Annotated in this window: 13 protein-coding genes and 1 tRNA gene; 5 read left to right on the top strand and 9 right to left on the bottom strand. The window is 70.1% G+C overall.

What is annotated here, in order from left to right; translation table 11 throughout:
* Positions 1-7 precede the first annotated feature (7 nt).
* On the top strand, positions 8-835 hold the full coding sequence (locus ACFE7U_RS13050; RefSeq protein ID WP_375410167.1) for a cell envelope integrity EipB family protein: 828 nt from the start codon (positions 8-10) through the stop codon (positions 833-835).
* 341 nt (positions 836-1176) lie between these two features.
* Here the strand turns inward: ACFE7U_RS13050 and ACFE7U_RS13045 are convergent, their stop codons facing one another.
* Positions 1177-1476: a DUF3572 domain-containing protein gene (locus ACFE7U_RS13045; RefSeq protein WP_375410158.1), complete on the bottom strand. Its 300-nt coding sequence runs from the start codon at positions 1474-1476 to the stop codon at positions 1177-1179.
* An 81-nt stretch (positions 1477-1557) separates the two neighbouring features.
* Between ACFE7U_RS13045 and ACFE7U_RS13040 the strand changes: the two genes are divergently transcribed.
* Positions 1558-1938 (top strand): response regulator, encoded by a 381-nt coding sequence (locus tag ACFE7U_RS13040; protein WP_375410166.1) that lies wholly within the window; start codon positions 1558-1560, stop codon positions 1936-1938.
* Positions 1939-2077: 139 nt separating this feature from the next.
* On the top strand, positions 2078-3451 hold the full coding sequence (locus tag ACFE7U_RS13035; RefSeq protein ID WP_375410157.1) for a PleD family two-component system response regulator: 1374 nt from the start codon (positions 2078-2080) through the stop codon (positions 3449-3451).
* Here ACFE7U_RS13035 and ACFE7U_RS13030 read toward each other — a convergent pair.
* From ACFE7U_RS13030 to ACFE7U_RS13015, 4 genes are all read right to left on the bottom strand, one after another.
* Complete coding sequence (locus tag ACFE7U_RS13030; RefSeq protein ID WP_375410156.1) at positions 3415-4668, bottom strand: O-antigen ligase family protein; 1254 nt, start codon at positions 4666-4668, stop codon at positions 3415-3417. The two genes, ACFE7U_RS13035 and ACFE7U_RS13030, sit on opposite strands and share 37 nt — an antisense overlap.
* A gap of 4 nt (positions 4669-4672) precedes the next feature.
* Entirely contained in the window at positions 4673-5290 is a 618-nt protein-coding gene (locus ACFE7U_RS13025; RefSeq protein ID WP_375410155.1) for a DUF2059 domain-containing protein, read from the bottom strand.
* Between the two features lie 87 nt (positions 5291-5377).
* Complete coding sequence (rpiA, locus tag ACFE7U_RS13020; RefSeq protein WP_375410154.1) at positions 5378-6088, bottom strand: ribose-5-phosphate isomerase RpiA; 711 nt, start codon at positions 6086-6088, stop codon at positions 5378-5380.
* Positions 6089-6227: 139 nt separating this feature from the next.
* The gene (locus ACFE7U_RS13015; RefSeq protein WP_375410165.1) at positions 6228-6656 is read right to left on the bottom strand and encodes a hypothetical protein; all 429 of its coding nucleotides are present in this window, start codon (positions 6654-6656) and stop codon (positions 6228-6230) included.
* A gap of 492 nt (positions 6657-7148) precedes the next feature.
* On the opposite strand from ACFE7U_RS13015, the gene ACFE7U_RS13010 reads away from it, so the two are divergent.
* Positions 7149-7838: an HAD family hydrolase gene (locus tag ACFE7U_RS13010; protein ID WP_375410153.1), complete on the top strand. Its 690-nt coding sequence runs from the start codon at positions 7149-7151 to the stop codon at positions 7836-7838.
* Positions 7839-7846: 8 nt separating this feature from the next.
* Here ACFE7U_RS13010 and ACFE7U_RS13005 read toward each other — a convergent pair.
* The 4 genes from ACFE7U_RS13005 to ACFE7U_RS12990 form a co-directional block, all read right to left on the bottom strand.
* Positions 7847-7921: transfer RNA gene (locus ACFE7U_RS13005), tRNA-Val, on the bottom strand.
* A 38-nt stretch (positions 7922-7959) separates the two neighbouring features.
* On the bottom strand, positions 7960-9606 hold the full coding sequence (locus tag ACFE7U_RS13000; RefSeq protein ID WP_375410152.1) for an ABC transporter permease: 1647 nt from the start codon (positions 9604-9606) through the stop codon (positions 7960-7962).
* A gap of 89 nt (positions 9607-9695) precedes the next feature.
* Positions 9696-10718 (bottom strand): extracellular solute-binding protein, encoded by a 1023-nt coding sequence (locus ACFE7U_RS12995; protein WP_375410164.1) that lies wholly within the window; start codon positions 10716-10718, stop codon positions 9696-9698.
* Between the two features lie 164 nt (positions 10719-10882).
* Positions 10883-11971, bottom strand: a complete 1089-nt coding sequence (locus ACFE7U_RS12990) for an ABC transporter ATP-binding protein (protein WP_375410151.1) — start codon at positions 11969-11971, stop codon at positions 10883-10885.
* A gap of 142 nt (positions 11972-12113) precedes the next feature.
* On the opposite strand from ACFE7U_RS12990, the gene ACFE7U_RS12985 reads away from it, so the two are divergent.
* On the top strand, positions 12114-13112 hold a 999-nt coding region (locus ACFE7U_RS12985), incomplete at its 3' end, for a DEAD/DEAH box helicase (RefSeq protein ID WP_375410150.1).

The following is a 13112-nucleotide window of genomic DNA, read 5'->3' as shown; positions in this document are numbered from 1 at the left end:
GGGAGCCATGTCCACGGGAGCCATGTCCACGGGAGCCGTGAGCCCGGCGATGGCATCGGCGGAGCCGATCCGGCTGGCCGGCCACAGGGCCGTCTACGAACTGTCATTGGCCGAGAGCAGCGCCAGCCGCGCGGTGGAGAGCGCGCGCGGACGCATCGTCCTCGATTTCGGAGGCGACGCCTGCAAGGGCTACACGATGCAGACACGGCAGGTGACCCAACTCGAGAGCGGCGAGAGCGGCAGCCGCACCTCGGATCTGCGCAACACCACCTTCGAGAGCGCCGACGGCCGCAACTTCCGCTTCAAGACCGCCACCCTCCTCAACGAGGCTCCGAGCCAGTCGGTGGACGGCACGGCCGAGATCGGAGCCGACGCCATGAAGGTGCGGCTCAAGGAACCCAAGCGCGACCAGTTCCAGGCGACGAACCCGGTCCTGTTCCCGAGCCTCCACATGCGCCGCCTGATCGAGGCCGGGCGCGCCGGCGAGACCACGCTCTCGGTCAAGGTGTTCGACGGCTCCGACGACGGGCGCAAGGTCTACGACACGCTGGCGGTGATCGGGCGCAGGACGGACGCCCCGCCGAAGGGCGAGCGCGACAAGCCGTTGCGCGAGGGCGGGATGGCAACGATGCCGCGCTGGCCGGTGACGCTGAGCTACTACACTCCCGGCGACGGCGAGCGCACGCCGGTCTACGTGCTCACCTTCGACCTCTACGACAACGGCGTCAGCGGCGCGCTGCGTCTCGACTACGGCAGCTTCGCCATCGCCGGCGACCTGACCCGCCTGGATTTGACGAAGGGCGCGGCGGAGGATGGGAAGGCGTGCAGCCCGTGATGGCGGCGACGTTCCACAGGGCTCTGAACCAAGGTCGACAACAGCGAGCCGAACCATAGCCAAGCCAACGCCGTCATCCCGGGGCCGCGTAGCGGAACCCGGGACCCAGAGCCGCTGAGCGCGCAGACTGGGGCACCGACGACGGCAAGGGATTCCAGGCGCTCCGGACTGACGGGGCGGGTCGTCGCGCTTCTCGACCACGGCGTAGAAGGCGTCTCAACCGACAAGGGCGGTGGTGAGTTCGTCGCGCTCGGGCTGCGCCAGAAGGCGCAGCGAACCGCAGGCCAAGCAGCGGGCTGGTCCTTCATCCTGTACCGCGCAACAGCCGCGGCAGATCGCGGTCACGTGAAATCGTCGTCCGGTTCGGGTGGCCCGAGGCGTCGCCACGCTTGCGCGATGCGTTCGGGCGAGACGTCGAGGGCGGCGGCGCAAGCCGTCAGGACGGACTCGTCGCCCATCACGAAATCGAGCACGCCCGCGAGGAAGCCCGGCTCCGCCGCACTCGCCCGCAAGGTGTCGGGCGTCAGGCCGGTGAGGTTCAGGAACGGATAGAGACGGTCTTCGTCCCCAGCGATCCACCCCAGAACCGCGAGCGCGAGCCGTTCCGCAGATTCAGGCCCTTGATCGGATTTGCGTTTCATCAACATGTACCGATTAACTCTGACCGGGCGGGGCGGGCGACTTCCAAGAATGAGCCGCGGATTTGCCGGGGATACCAGTTCATGAAGAAGACCGTGCTCATCGTCGAGGATAATGAACTGAACATGAAGCTGTTCAACGATCTGTTGGAGGCTCATGGCTACGCGACGCTGAAGACCGCCAACGGGATCGAGGCCATCGCCCTGGCGCGCGCCCACCATCCCGACCTGATCCTGATGGACATCCAGCTTCCCGAGGTCTCCGGCCTCGAAGTGACGAAATGGCTCAAGGAAGACGACGAGCTCAAGGGCATCCCGGTCATCGCCATCACCGCCTTTGCCATGAAGGGAGACGAGGAACGCATTCGTGAAGGCGGCTGCGAGGCCTATCTCTCGAAACCGATCTCGGTCGCAAAGTTTCTTTCAACAGTTCGCACGTATCTTGGCGACGAGCGCCCGGCCTGACGGGTGCCGGTTCCGAATGCCGGCTGTCCGGCGCGCCGGGGCCGATCGATGTCGTGCTCACCGTGTTGGAAATCGATCACGCTGAACGCAGGCCGGTGCGGTCGGCGGCGGCCGTGATCAAGAGGAGCGTTGAGTAGCGATGTCCGCCCGGATCCTGATCGTCGACGACCTCTTCCCCAACGTGAAGCTGCTCGAGACCAAGCTGTCGCTGGAGTATTTCGACGTCATCGCGGCGATGAACGGGCTCGACGCCATTGCGATCTGCGAGAAAGGCCTGTGCGACCTCGTCCTCCTCGACGTGATGATGCCGGGCATGGACGGCTTCGAGGTCTGCCGCCGCCTGAAGAACAACCCGGTGACGGCGCATCTGCCGGTGGTCATGGTCACCGCCCTCGACCAGCCCTCCGACCGCCTGCGCGGGCTCGATGCGGGCGCCGACGACTTCCTCACGAAGCCCATCGACGACACCGCGCTGTTCACCCGGGTGCGCAGCCTCGTGCGCCTCAAGGCGGTCACCGACGAGCTTCGCAGCCGGGCGCTGGCCTCCCGCGACATGGGAATGGGCGACGCCATCGCGCTGGCCACCGCCGAGACCGGCCTGGACGCAAGGCTGCTCCTCGTCGACGACCGCCCGCGCTCCGCCGACCGCCTCGCGGCGGCCTTGGGCCAGCAGCATACGGTCACCATCGAGAGCGACCCGCACAAGGCGCTGGTGCTCGCCACGGAGGGCGGCTTCGAGCTCGCCCTCGTCAGCCTCGACCTCGACGGGTTCGACGGCCTGCGCCTGTGTAGCCAGCTGCGATCCCTCGACCGCACCCGCACCATGCCGGTCATCATGATCGCCGAGGAGCACGACCGGGCCCGCGTCGTGCGTGGCCTCGAATTCGGCGTCCACGACTACCTGATGCGCCCGGTGGACCGGAACGAACTCGTCGCCCGGGTCCGCACGCAGGTGCGCCGCCGCCGGTTCTCGGAGGTTCTGCGCGGCGCCGTGAACGCCTCGATGGAACTCGCCATCACCGACGGTCTCACCGGACTGCACAACCGGCGCTACCTCGACAGCCATCTCGGCGCGCTGTTCGAGGAGTCCAAGCTGCGCCAGCGCCCGGTCTCGGCCCTGATCCTCGACATCGACCGCTTCAAGACCATCAACGACACCTACGGGCACGATGCCGGCGACGAGGTCCTGCGCGCCTTCGCGGACCGCATCCGCACCCACACCCGCGGCATCGACATCGTCGCGCGCTACGGCGGCGAGGAGATCGTGATCATCCTGCCCGACGCCGACGTCGAAGGCGCGCACCTCATCGCCGAGCGCATCCGCGAGCGGATCGAGGCGACGCCGTTCCTGATCCAGCGGGAGACGCGCAGTGTGACGGTGACGGTCTCCATCGGCGTCTCAGCCCGCCGGGCGGAGGATACGAGCGCCGCCGACATGCTCAAGCGCGCCGACGTCGCCCTCTACCGGGCCAAGGATTACGGCCGCAACCGCGTCGAGGCCGAGGCGGCGTAAGGGCGTCGTCCGGTCGATCCGGACACGACCGTCGCCTCGCGCAGCCACACGATTGCGGCCCCCAGCCCCGCCGTCCACCACGGCTGCCAGGCCCCGTGCTCGACGAAGGCGATGGACGACGCCGCGGCGACGAGGGCGAGCGCCGCCACCCTCGCGGAACGCGGCATGGCGGCAATCTCGCGGAGCATCAGCAGCAGCACGGCGGCGGCGAGCCCGGCACCGACGATGCCGAGCTCGGCCCAGACCTGCAGGAAGCTGTTGTGGGCGTGCCCCACCGCCAGCATCTCGCGCAGGTCGGGCTCCAGTGCCAGAGCCACCGGCGTGTCCGCGAAGCGGGCCGAGGTGCCGAAGCCGGCGCCGCGCCACGGATCGGCGGCCACCGCGGCCCCGAAGCTGCGGGCGATGGCGACGCGGGCGCGCGAGCTGCTCTGGACCAGCTTCTCATGGGCCGCCTCCGGCATCGTCCGATGCAGGATCTCACCCTCGACGGGAGCGAGCACCATCGCGAGGCAGAGACCGGCGCCGGCAACGCCCAGCGCGATCCGCGACGGAGCGAAGCGGGCGATGGCGAACATGGCGAGTGCGGCCAGGAGCCCGAGGCTCGCGGCGCCGCTCACCGAGCGCAGGATGGCCGCGAGGCCCAAGCCGGTCACTGCCAGGGCGGCGAACCGGCGTCCGCATGCCGCGAGCAGCCCCACCAGGGGCAGACCGACGAGCAGGATCGTCATCGCCGGGCGGTTATGGACGAAATAAGCGACCCGCCCGCCCAGGGCCTTGCGCAGGGCGAGGTCGCTGCCGAAGTCGACGACGACGAAAGCGCAGGCGAGCCCGATCATCCAGGCCGCCAGCAGCGGCGCCCCGTCGGCCAGGCGCCCCGGCGCCAGGCGCGCGAGGAGATAGGCTGCAAGTAGCGTCGGCAGAAACTCTCCGGCCATCCGTAGGGAAAGCGCCGGGAACGGGCTCCATGACAGGGAGAGGCCGCACCAGCCGAGGAAGGCCAGGGCGCACAGGCCGAGCGGCGTCAGGAGCGGGCTCGTCACCTCGAGCCGTGCACTGCGCGGATTCTCGACCCATGCGGCGGCGAGGAACAGCAGGGCCGCCGCGCCCACGACGGCGGGGCTCGAACGGTTGGCTAGGGCCATGGCGAGCGGCACGAGGGCGAGCGCCACCGTCCCGGCACCGCGAAGCGAGCCGGCGAGGCCGCCGGTGGCGGGCATAACCCTACTGGAGCTGATGGCCGCGCTTCGACATCTCGGCCCTGACTCGGACCATGACGTATTCCGACACGTCCTGGGTCCAGGTCTGCATGGCCTGGACCATCTCGTCGAGGACCTGCGGCTGGGTCTCGACATAGCGCTTGCCGGCGGGCGAGCGGAAGAAGGTGGCGATCTCATTGAGCTCGACCTCGGTCAGGCGGTTCGCATAGATCCGCGCGGCCGTGTCGATCATGCTCTGCTTCTGCAGCTCCATCTCGGGTGACAATCCCGTCAGGACCTCGTCGAGATCCTTGCCCAGCTCGGGTCGGGTCACCGCCGCCTGGCGGATCTGCTCGCCGAAGGCCGGGATGATGGAATCGAACGAGCGGGCGATTCCCGAACTCAACATCACCTCGCGTGCGAGGGCGAGGTGGTTCGGGGTGATCGTCGGGGTCTGGGCTGCCGGCGTCGAAGCGGCTGGCGTCGCGGGGGCCGGCGTCATGGGCTTGGCCGCGGGTTTGGCCGGAGCCGCCGGCTTCTGGGCCTGCTGGGCCGCGGCGGGCATCGAGAGGCCGCCCGCCAGGACAAGGGCGAGCCCAGCCTGACGGAGGAAGGGGTAGCAGGCGGCGGGACGGCGGGACATGGAAGGCGCTCCGAAAAAGGCGGCGTCTTGAGAACGCGTCTGCGGGATGGCGAGAGGCAGGATGGCAGGGAGGATGACGGTCGCGTCTCAGACCGCGCCCAGGATCGTGATCTCGGCGACCCCGTCGCGGGCATGCGCGAGGATCGCGCCGCCGGCGAGGCCGAGGAAGAGGCCGTGCTCGACCACCCCCGGCACCGCCCAGAGCGCCGCCGAGAGGGCTTCGGGGTCGGGTATTCGGTTCAGGTGAGCGTTGAGGATGAGGTGGCCGCCGTCGGTGACCAAGGGCGTCCCGTCCTGCGCGGCGCGAAGGCCGAGGGAGCCGGCGCAGCCGCTGCTGGCGATCGCCGCCTCGACGGACCGTCGGGTGGCGCCGAGGCCGAAGGCGTTGACCTCCACGGGAAGAGGGAAGGCGCCCAGCATCGCCACGCGCTTGGTCGCATCCGCGATCACCACCATGCGCCGGCTGGCATGGGCGACGATCTTCTCCCGCAGCAGCGCGCCGCCGCCGCCCTTGATCAGGCGAAGATTGTCGTCGACCTCGTCGGCCCCGTCGATGGTGAGGTCGAGCTCCGGCGTGTCGTCGAGGGTGGTCAGGCGGATGCCGGCGGCCTCGCAGGCGATCCGGGTCGCTTCCGACGTCGGGACGCCGATCACGTTGAGGCCAGCCCGCACCCGCTCGCCCAGGAGAGAAACGAAGACGTTGGCGGTCGAGCCGGTGCCGATGCCGAGCCGCATCCCATCCTCGACGAGGGCGACGGCGCGTGCCGCCGCGGCGTGGCGCAGATCCGGTCCGCTCACGCGGCGGCTCCGTCGGCTCGTAGGAGGGAATGGGGCATGGGCTGGGCCTCCGGCGGTTCGCACGCCCCTAGCATGGCTGCGGGAGGGGGCAAACGGCGCCGATGCCGATCGACCCGGCGCGTCTACATCGACCGAACGGTCAGGGCCGCCCCTGCGACGGCGTCGCGCCCGGGCCGGGGCGTACGGGTGCGGCACCGGCGGCGGCCCCCTCGTCGGCGGCCGGGTTGGCCTGGGCGGTGCAGACGACCGCTTCCTTCTGGAGCTGGACGTAGCAGATGCTCATCTCGCCGGTCCGGTAATTGACCCGGAACACGCCGGCCTCGCGGGTGTGGCGGGAGGCGACGAGGCCGTATTCCGAGGGCGGCTGCGCGCTCGCCCCCTCCCCGGCCCCGTAGCAGACCGTGACGCCGACGCTGCCGACCGCGCCCTCGCGCAGGCCGTACTGGCAGGAGGTGACCTCGCCGGTGACCTTGTCGACCCGGTAGACGCGGTTGAGGTCGATCTGGGGAGCCGGCACGAACTCGTAGGACGCGGCGGCGGCGGGACCTGCGAGGAGGATGGCGCCCAGGAGAGCGGCGAGACGGACGAGAACCTTCGCATTACTACTTGCAAGGGAACCCTGGCTTGCAGAAGAACCTTGGCTTGCAGGCGAACCTTGATCGATCCACACGCCCGTCCCCGGACGGTTGGATCGCCGGCGAAACCCGACCCGCGGTTCGGCACCGAACGGCGCGACGCGTCCGAACCCTTTGTGCCGATCGGCGGGAGCCCACAACGACGTACGTCGCATGCCGGGTCCCGGACCACCTTCCACTGACGCTCCGGGCGTGCGGGAAAGGGCGGCGCGATCGGAGTTCGATCCCTGCGCCGTGCCGATACCGTGCCCTATCCGATCCACCCGCTTGCCCATCATGACCTTGAACCTGACATGCCGCTTCGCCTTGCTCGAATGAGCTACCGACGCCTTGCGGCGCAACCGTGACCCGTCGGGCGCGACCTTGATCCCGGCGGGGTCGGCCGCTAGCCAGGGTCTTCTCCCACCGACGCAACGCGAGACGCCATGACGAGCCTGCCGCCCATCGCCGTGTTCGACCTCGACGGCACCCTCGCCGAGACCGCCGGCGACCTCGTGGGAACCCTCAACGTCATCCTCGCCCGCGAAGGCCTGCGGGAACTGCCCCTGGCGGAGGCCCGCGACATGATCGGGGCGGGGGCCAAGGCGCTGATCCAACGCGGCTTCTCCGCGGCCGGGCAGCCGCTGCCGCCGGAGACCCTGGACCGGCTGTTCGCCGATTTTCTGATCCATTACGGCGAGAACCTGTGCGTCCACTCGCATCTGTATGCGGGCGTCGGCGCTGCCCTCGACGATCTCAGCGCGCGTGGTTACCGCCTCGCGGTCTGCACCAACAAGATCGAGCGCCACGCGGTTGACCTCCTCGGGCTGCTCGGCGTCGCCGACCGCTTCGGTGCCATCTGCGGTCGCGAGACCTTCCCGTTCTTCAAGCCCGACCCGCGACACATCACCCTGACCATCGCGCAGGCGGGAGGCGATCCGGCCAGGGCGGTGATGGTGGGGGATTCCCGCGCCGACATCGATGCCGCTAAGGCCGCCGGCATCCCGGTCATCGGGGTGACCTTCGGCTACACGGACACGCCCGTCGACGCACTCGGGGCCGATCGCGTGATCTCGCATTTCGACGATCTGGTCGGTGCGGTCGACGCCCTCGTGCCCCTCGATCAGGCGGCGTGAGGACGGAATGGTGGGCGCGACAGGGATCGAACCTGTGACCCTTCGCGTGTGAAGCGAATGCTCTCCCGCTGAGCTACGCACCCGGACCGTGGCGCCTTCTAGGGCGGGCAAAGCCGGCCCGTCAAGGGTGGATGGCCGCTCGACGCGTCGAGCGGGCGGGCCTCCCGTCGAGGCGCAGCAGCACCGCCACCGGGATCAGGCCCACGAGGACGATGAGCAGGGCCGCCACGGTGCCGTCCTCGTAGGTGCCCCGCGCGGCCTCGCCATAGAGATGCGTCGCCAGGGTCTCGACGTTGAGCGGACGCAGGAGCAGCGTCGCCGGCAGTTCCTTTACGCAATCGACGAAGACGAGGAGCGCGCCGCTCACCAGGGCGGGCCAGGCGAGCGGCAGCTGCACCTGGCGTACGGCGGCGGCGGGTCCACGCCCGAGCATGCGGGCGGCATCCGGCATGCTCTCCGGAACCCGGGCGAGGCCGGCCTCGCAGGTACCGATGCCGACGGCGAGGAACCGCACGAGGTAGGCGGTGACGAGGGCTCCCCCGGTGCCCAGTCCGATCAGGGCCGGGGTTGCACCGAACAGGACGTCGGTGACACGCGAGAGCGCCGAATCCACCATGGCGAGGGGTGCGAGCAGCCCGACGGCGAGGATCGTCCCCGGAAGCGCATAGCCGATGCTGGCGACGCGGATGAGGACGGCGCCGATGCGAGGCGAGGCGAGGCGCGGGGCAGCCGCCACCAGGAAGCCGATCACGGTGGCGATGAGCGTCGCTGCCGCCGCGTAGAGGATCGTGTTCAGGATCTCGTCCGAGAGCGTCGGCGGCATCCCGGCCCGGACGATCCGCTTGACCGCCCCTTCCGCCAAATAGGCCGCCGGGATCAGGAAGCCGATCGCCACCGGCATCAGCCCGAGGCCGAAGGCGAGAGCCGCCCTCGCCCCCGTCAGCTCCTGGCGGATCATCGGACGCGGCGAGCGCGCCGTGGCCGCATAGCCCCGGCCCCGCCGCGCCCAGCGCTCGGCCGCCACCAGGGCGAGGACGAGGGCGAGCATGACCAGCGCGATCTGCGCCGCACCGGGAAGGTCCGAGCGATTGATCCAGGTGGCGTAGACCTGCACCGTCAGGGTGCGGACCCCGAGGAATTCCGCCGCGCCGACGTCGTTGAGCGCTTCCATCAGGGCGAGGCTGGCGCCGATGGCGATGGCCGGGCGCGCCAGCGGGAGCGCCACGCGCAGGAACACGTCGGAGGGCGCGCGGCCCAGCGCGCGCGCCGCCTCCACGAGGCCACCGGCCTGCATCATGAACAGCGCCCGGGTCGGCAGATAGACGTAGGGATAGAGGACGAAGGACAGGAGCACGATGCAGCCCGGCATCGAGCGCAGGTCGGGCAGGACGAGGTCGCCCGGCCGGGCGATGCCGAGGACGCCGCGCAGGGCGGTCTGCACCGGGCCGATCGGGTGCATGAGGTCGAGATACGCGAAGGCGACGATGTAGGTCGGCACCGCCAGCGGCAAGAGCAGCCCGGCCTCCAGCCAGCGCCGGCCCGGGAAGGCGTAGGCCGAGACGAGCCAGGCGCTGCCAGCCCCGATCACCACCACGAGCACGCCCACGCCGGCCAGGAGAAGGCCGGTATCGCGCAGGGCCTGGGGGAGGACATAGGCGGCCAGATGAGGCCAGAGCTCGCTCGTCCCGGCGAGCGCCGAGACGGCGAGGGAGATGATCGGGCTCAGGACCAGGGTCGACAGCGCGAAGGCGCCGAGAATCCAGGCCATGCGGCCGCCCGACGCCGTGCCGCGCCCGGTGTGGGGCGCGGCGAGTGCCGGCAGGTCGTGCGGTGCCGCCGCGGTGAGGGCTGATCCGGTCAGTTGTCGAACCCGACCTTGTCGAGCAGCAGGCTCGCCGCCTTGCGGTTGCGGGCGATGTCGGCGACCGGAACCTCGTCGATCTTCAGGGGGCCGAGGGCGGTGAGCAGGGGCTCGACCGGAGCGCCGGCCTTGACCGGGTACTCGAAGTTACCCCTGGCGTAGAGGCCTTGGGCCTCGTCGGAGACGAGGTATTCGAGGAGCTTGACCGCCTCGTCGCGGTTCGGGGCGTTCTTGGCCACCACGGCGCCCGAGACGTTCACGTGGGTGCCGCCGCCCGTGAAGGTCGGCATCACCACCTTGATCGCCGAGCCCCAGGTCTCCTGCTCGGGTCCGCCCTTACCGGACCGCATCAGGCCGACATAATAGGAGTTGCCGAGCCCGATGGAGCAGGTGCCCGCAAGGATGTCGCGGGCGACGTCGCGGTCGCCGCCGGCCGGCTTGCGGGCGAGGTTGGCCTTCACGCCCTTGAGCCAGGCCTCGGTCTTCTCGGGGCCGTGCTTGACGAGGAAATGGGCGATGAGAGCCGTGTTGTAGGGGTGCTGGCCCGCGCGCAGGCAGAGCTTGCCCTTCCATTTCGGGTCGGCCAGCTCCTCGTACGGCACGGCCGAGAGGTCTGCGAGGTTCTTGTCGGCGTAGACGACCCGGGCCCGCATGGAGAGGGCGAACCAGCGGCCCTCGGCGTCGCGCAGGGGTGCGGGCACCGCCGCTTCGAGCACCGGGGAGCGCACGGGCTGCGCGAGGTCGCGGTCGACGAGCTCGATCAGGTTGCCGACGTCGACCGTCATGAGAACGTCGGCCTTGGCCCGCGCGCCTTCCGCGGCGACGCGCTCGGCCAGACCCTTCTCCACGAAGGAGGTGTTGACGGTGACGCCGCTCTTGGCGGTGTAGGCGTCGAGGAGCGGCTTGATCAGGCCCGGCTCGCGGGTGGTGTAGAGGTTCACCTCCGCCGCGCCGGCCGCCGTACCAGCGGCCAACAACGCGACGCCGCCTAGAAGCCATGAGACCGACCGACCGTGCATCATCCGAGCCTTCGTTGCGAACCGTAAAAGACGAGGGTTGCTCAGAAGCATCGGGCGCGAAAAAGCGCAAGCACGATCTATTTTATTTAAAACACTTAAAAAGTAGATGTTGCGACGTTGTGTTCCAAAGCATCTACGGCTTGTCAGACGCAACGTTCGAAAAGCTAGCTTTCATCCAAAGACCGTCGAAATAAAAACCGCCCGTCATCCCCGGCGGTGAGCTCGATCGCATCGCCGGGAGCATGGGTGTCGTCGTGACCGACGATGAGGCTGACGGGCGAGGACAATCCCTGCGCCTCCACCACCAGGGCCGCACGGCTGCCGAGGAAGCGGCGCTCGACGACCGTTCCGGGCAGACCGGTTCCGGCCGCGGCCGCACGGATGGAATCCGGCCGCAGGCAGACGAGCACGGGTTCGCCCGCGGCGAAGCCGGGGGCGGCGCAACGGCCGAACGGCGTGAGGACGAAGCCGTCCCCGCACCGGGCCTCGAACTCGACGAGGTCCGTGAAGAAGCGTGCGGCGAAATGCGAGACCGGGCGCCGGTAGAGGTCCTCTCCGGTGCCGACCTGCTCAATGCGCCCGGCGCGCATCAGCGCGATGCGGTCGCACAGGGTTAGCGCCTCCTCGGAATCGTGGGTGACGAGGAGGGTCGTTGTGCCGCCGGCCCTGAGCACCGACAGGGTATCGGCCCGGACATGGTCGCGGGTTCGCCGATCGAGGTTCGAGAACGGCTCATCGAGGAGCAGGATGCGCGGTCCCGGCGCCAGCGCCCTGGCGAGGGCTACGCGCTGGCTCTCGCCGCCCGAAAGCGTGCCGGGATAGCTCTCGGCACGCCCGAGAAGCCCGACCTGGTCGAGCCTCGCCTGCGCGAGGCTCCGCGCCTCCGCGGCCGGGCGCCGGTGAAGGCCGAAGCGGACGTTCTCGGCCACCGTCAGGTGCGGGAACAGGGCGTAGTCCTGGAACATCAGGCCGACGCCGCGGCCTTCTGCCGGCACGCCGCCGCGTCCTGTCACGACCGTCCCGTCGAGCGTGACGACGCCGGAATCGGGCTGATCGAGCCCGGCGACGACGCGCAGCAACGTGCTCTTGCCACAGCCGGAATCGCCGAGCAGCGCGACGATCTCGCCCGCCCGGACCGTCAGCGAGACGCCGTCGAGGGCGGCCGTCCGGCCGAACCGGAGGACGACGTCCTGAAGCTCGAGTCGCGCCGGCTCCGGAAGCAGGCTGCGCGGCGTCGCGTTGTGCGGGATCATCGGCGCCTCGACCTGTCGGCCTTACGGGTTCGTGGCGCTGCTTAAACCAAGTCCGGGAGAGGGCAAGGCAGCCGATGCGGCGGTCGCGAAAAGAGGAGCGAATACCTATATCGTGTTCATGCCCGCAGAGCCTGTCCCATCCATGCCCAGCGTCGCCGAGATCCTGATCCCGTTGGCGCTGGACAGCGCCTACAGCTACGCCGTGCCTGCAGGCGTGTCCCTCGCCGTGGGCGACGTGGTGCAGGTCCCGCTCGGGCCACGCGAGACGGTGGGCGTAGTCTGGGGCGTCGCGGAGAGCCGCACGGGATCAAACCTGCGGCCGGTGACGGGGCGGATCGAGGCCCCTCCCCTGTCCGAGCCGTTGCGGGAACTCGTCGATTGGCTCGCCCGCTACACACTGGCGCCGAAGGGCTCGGCGCTGGCCATGGCCCTTCGCCTGCCCGACGAGGCGGCCCGCGCCGAGACGGCACGCGTCGGGGTCCGTGCCACCGGCAAGCCCCCTGCCCGGCCGACGAGCGCGCGGGCGAAGGTGCTCGCCGTCTCCGCCGATGGGGTCATGCGCGGCAAGAGCGCGTTGGCGAAGGAGGCCGGCGTCTCGCTCAGCGTCGTCGACGGCCTCGTCGATGACGGCGCCCTGGAAGCGGTGACGCTGGCGCCCGAGCCGCTGGCGCAGCCGCCTGACCCGGACCACGCCCGGGTGCCGCTGTCGGACGCGCAGGCAGAGGCAGCTGAGGAGCTGATCGCGTTGGCCTTCCGTCCCCCTTCCGTGGGGGAGGAAGCGACGGAAGCCGCCTCCACCATTCTCCTCGAAGGCGTCACCGGCTCGGGCAAGACCGAGGTCTATTTCGAGGCGGTGGCCGAATGCGTCCGGCGCGGGCGCCAGGCGTTGATCCTGATGCCGGAGATCGCGCTGACGGCGCAGTTCCTCGACCGCTTCGCCGATCGCTTCGGAGTGCGCCCGGCCACCTGGCATTCGAGCATCGGGTCCAAGCGCCGCGAACGCCTGCGCGCCGGCGTGGCGGCGGGCGAGGTCGCCGTGGTGGTCGGCGCGCGCTCCGCCCTGTTCCTGCCCTTCGCGCAACTCGGCCTCATCGTCGTCGATGAGGAGCACGAGGCCGCCTACAAGCAGGAGGACGGCGTC

This window comes from uncultured Methylobacterium sp., assembly GCF_964251405.1.
Lineage (GTDB): Bacteria > Pseudomonadota > Alphaproteobacteria > Rhizobiales > Beijerinckiaceae > Methylobacterium.
Note: the sequence above shows the minus strand (reverse complement) of the source record. Positions and strands in the feature narration are given on the sequence as shown.

Excerpts from the sequence above, each read along its gene's own strand:
- ACFE7U_RS13050 (WP_375410167.1), top strand. The coding sequence starts at position 8 with ATGTCCACGGGAGCCATGTCCACGGGAGCCGTGAGCCCGGCGATGGCA.
- ACFE7U_RS13045 (WP_375410158.1), bottom strand. The coding sequence starts at position 1,476 with ATGAAACGCAAATCCGATCAAGGGCCTGAATCTGCGGAACGGCTCGCG.
- ACFE7U_RS13040 (WP_375410166.1), top strand. The coding sequence starts at position 1,558 with ATGAAGAAGACCGTGCTCATCGTCGAGGATAATGAACTGAACATGAAG.
- ACFE7U_RS13035 (WP_375410157.1), top strand. The coding sequence starts at position 2,078 with ATGTCCGCCCGGATCCTGATCGTCGACGACCTCTTCCCCAACGTGAAG.
- ACFE7U_RS13030 (WP_375410156.1), bottom strand. The coding sequence starts at position 4,668 with ATGCCCGCCACCGGCGGCCTCGCCGGCTCGCTTCGCGGTGCCGGGACG.
- ACFE7U_RS13025 (WP_375410155.1), bottom strand. The coding sequence starts at position 5,290 with ATGTCCCGCCGTCCCGCCGCCTGCTACCCCTTCCTCCGTCAGGCTGGG.
- ACFE7U_RS13010 (WP_375410153.1), top strand. The coding sequence starts at position 7,149 with ATGACGAGCCTGCCGCCCATCGCCGTGTTCGACCTCGACGGCACCCTC.
- ACFE7U_RS13000 (WP_375410152.1), bottom strand. The coding sequence starts at position 9,606 with ATGGCCTGGATTCTCGGCGCCTTCGCGCTGTCGACCCTGGTCCTGAGC.
- ACFE7U_RS12995 (WP_375410164.1), bottom strand. The coding sequence starts at position 10,718 with ATGCACGGTCGGTCGGTCTCATGGCTTCTAGGCGGCGTCGCGTTGTTG.
- ACFE7U_RS12990 (WP_375410151.1), bottom strand. The coding sequence starts at position 11,971 with ATGATCCCGCACAACGCGACGCCGCGCAGCCTGCTTCCGGAGCCGGCG.